4 protein-coding genes are annotated in these 2,958 nt (G+C 67.2%); all 4 read right to left on the bottom strand.

Annotation, left to right across the window (positions count from 1 at the left end):
• Nucleotides 1–164: proton-translocating transhydrogenase family protein (locus tag H537_RS0139735; protein WP_029002264.1), on the bottom strand; the 164-nt coding region annotated here is incomplete at its 3' end.
• Nucleotides 165–167: 3 nt separating this feature from the next.
• Nucleotides 168–1,286, bottom strand: coding sequence for a Re/Si-specific NAD(P)(+) transhydrogenase subunit alpha (locus H537_RS0139740; RefSeq protein ID WP_029002265.1), 1,119 nt, complete (start codon nucleotides 1,284–1,286; stop codon nucleotides 168–170).
• Between the two features lie 238 nt (nucleotides 1,287–1,524).
• Complete coding sequence (locus H537_RS0139745; RefSeq protein ID WP_029002266.1) at nucleotides 1,525–2,529, bottom strand: transketolase family protein; 1,005 nt, start codon at nucleotides 2,527–2,529, stop codon at nucleotides 1,525–1,527.
• A gap of 12 nt (nucleotides 2,530–2,541) precedes the next feature.
• Nucleotides 2,542–2,958, bottom strand: a 417-nt coding sequence (locus H537_RS0139750; protein ID WP_029002267.1) for a thiamine pyrophosphate-binding protein, incomplete at its 5' end; no start/stop codon positions are given.

The following is a 2,958-nucleotide window of genomic DNA, read 5'->3' on the forward strand; positions in this document are numbered from 1 at the left end:
GCCGCAGCCAGCATCGCGCCCACGATGACGATGGCCGAGATGGCGTTCGTGACGGCCATCAGCGGCGTGTGCAGCGCCGGCGTCACCGTCCACACCACGTGGTAGCCCACGTAGATCGCCAGCACGAAGATGATCAAGTTGATGATGGTGTGTGAGATTTCCATGGTTCAGCTCCTCTTGACCCGTCCGCCCTGCGTCATCAGGCATGCGGCCACGATGTCGTCGTCCAGCGGCACGTGTACCGCTGCGGCGTCCTTGGGCAATATCAATTTCAGGAAGTCCAGCACGTTGCGCGCGTAGAGGGCCGAGGCGTCCGCCGCTACCAACGCAGGCAGGTTCATCTCTCCGACGATCGTCACGCCGTGCTGCAACACCGTTTGTCCGGGCTGTGTGAGCGCGCAGTTGCCGCCGTTGGCTGCCGCGAGGTCCACGATCACCGAGCCGGGCTTCATGGACTGCACCATCTCCGCCGACACGAGCTTCGGGGCCGGACGGCCCGGAATCAGTGCCGTGGAGATCACGACGTCAGCTGCCGCCACGCGCTTGGCCACCTCGGCGCGCTGGCGCGCGAGCCAGCTCTCGGGCATCGGGCGCGCATAGCCGCCCACGCCCTCGGCGGCTTCCTTCTCCTCGGCCGTCTCGTAGGGCACGTCGATGAACTTGGCGCCCAGCGACTCCACCTGCTCCTTCACCGAGGGGCGCACGTCGGAGGCTTCGATCACCGCCCCGAGCCGCTTGGCCGTGGCAATGGCCTGCAGCCCCGCCACGCCCACGCCCAGGATCACCACGCGCGCGGCCTTCACCGTGCCGGCAGCGGTCATGAGCATCGGGAAGAATTTTTGGTAGCGGTCGGCCGCGATGATCACGGCCTTGTAGCCGGCGATGTTGGCCTGCGAGGAGAGCACGTCCATGCTCTGTGCGCGCGTGGTGCGCGGGGCGGCTTCCAGCGCGAAGCTGGTCAGCCCGGCCGCAGCCAGTCTCTCCAACCCTTCGTGGTCAAAGGGGTTGAGCATGCCGACCACGGTGGCGCCGCGCTTCATCAACGCGATCTCCTCGACGGACGGTGAACGGACCTTGAGCACCAAGTCACGGCCGAAGGCAGCCTTGGCGTCCACGATCTCCGCGCCAACCGCGGCATAGGCGGCGTCCGGTGCCGAGGCCTTGAGGCCAGCACCGGCCTGCACGAAGAGCTGATGGCCTTGGGCCATGAGCTTCTTCGCAGTCTCGGGCGTGACCGCGACGCGGGTGTCTGAGGCCGCCGTCTCCAGCGGTACTCCGATCAACATGAAAGTCTCCTGGAATGTCTTCACGGCACGGTGTACGGTCCGGCGGTGTGCCGGCCGGCTGCCGTGCTTCGAATGGGCCAAGTCGGCAGGGAGCCGAGTCGAGAGCCTGCATATCCTGCTGAGCAAGGCTGCCGACCTGGCGCGGTGCCAGACGCCCGGGACTGATTACAAGGGCCGGACCCGGCGTGGATGCACGGCCGCGTGCATCCTTCGAAAGCTTGCGTCTGCCCCCCTGGTATCAGAGCCAGGACTTGATCTGCTGGCCCATGGCGCTGGCGGAGATGCCGTAGCGCTCGTGCAGCGTGGGCAGCGCGCCGGCGTCCAGGAACTCGTCAGGCAGCGCGACCTGACGGAAGGCTTTGGGCAGCGTGCCCGTGCGCAGCAGCAGGCCCGCCACCGCCTCGCCCAGGCCGCCGACCACCGAGTGGTTCTCGGCCACGACCACCAGCCGCCCCGGACGCGCCACCTCGGCCAGGATGGTGGCCTCGTCCAGCGGCTTGATGGTGGGCACGTGCAGCACGGCTACGTCCACGTTGTCGGCCTTGAGCTGGTCCGCGACTTCCAGGGAGCGCATGGTCATGAAGCCGCTGGAGATCACCAGCACATCGTTGCCACCGCGCAGCACCTTGGCCTTGCCCAGCTCGAACTTGTAGTCGTATTCGTCGAGCACCAGCGGCACGTTGCCGCGCAGCAGCCGCATGTAGACCGGGCCCTGGTGGGCGGCGATCTGCGGCACGGCCTGCTCGGTGTCCAGCGCGTCGCAGGGATCGATGATGGTCAGGCCCGGTATGCCGCGCATGAGCGCCAGGTCCTCGGTGGCCTGGTGGCTGGGGCCGTATCCGGTGGTCAGCCCCGGCAGCGCGCAGCACATCTTGACGTTGAGGTTCTCCTCGGCGATGACCTGGTGCACGAAGTCGTAAGCCCGGCGCGTGCCGAATACCGCGTAGGTAGTGGCGAAGGGCACGAAGCCCTCCTTGGCCATGCCGCCGGCCGCGGCCATGAGTAGTTGCTCGGCCATGCCCATCTGGAAGAAGCGCTCCGGCTGGGCCTGCGCAAAGAGGTGCAAGTCGGTGTATTTGGCCAGGTCAGCCGTCATGCCGACAATGTCCGTGCGGCTCTGTGCCAGCTCGACCAGCGCCTTGCCGAAGGGGGCGGCCTTGACGCGCTGCCCTTCGCTGGCGATGGAGGCGATCATCGCCGAGGTGGTCAGGCGCGGCTTCTTGGTTTGCGTGGTGTTGCTCATGGTGAAGGCTCCTTAGGCTTGCTGCGACTGGTCCAGGATCGAGAGGGCCTGCTGCCATTCGGGCGGATCGACGCGGATGAAGTGGTTCTTGTCGCGCGTCTCCAGGAAGGGCACGCCCTTGCCCATGAGCGTGTTGAACAGGATCACGCGCGGCTTGTCCTCCTGGAGGTTGCGTGCGGCATCGAAGGCGGCGAGCACGGCGGGGAGGTCGTTGCCGTCCACGCGCTGCACGTGCCAGCCGAACGAGGCCCACTTGTCGGCCAGCGGCTCGAAGCCCATGACCTTGCTGGAGGGGCCGTCGGCCTGCTGGTTGTTGATGTCCACCAGGCAGATCAGGTTCGACAGCCCGTGGTGCGCGGCGCCCATGGCGGCCTCCCACGTGGAGCCCTCGTCGAGCTCGCCGTCGGACATGGAGTTGTAGACGAAGGC

The organism is Azohydromonas australica DSM 1124 (assembly GCF_000430725.1).
Taxonomy (GTDB): Bacteria; Pseudomonadota; Gammaproteobacteria; order Burkholderiales; family Burkholderiaceae_C; genus Azohydromonas; species Azohydromonas australica.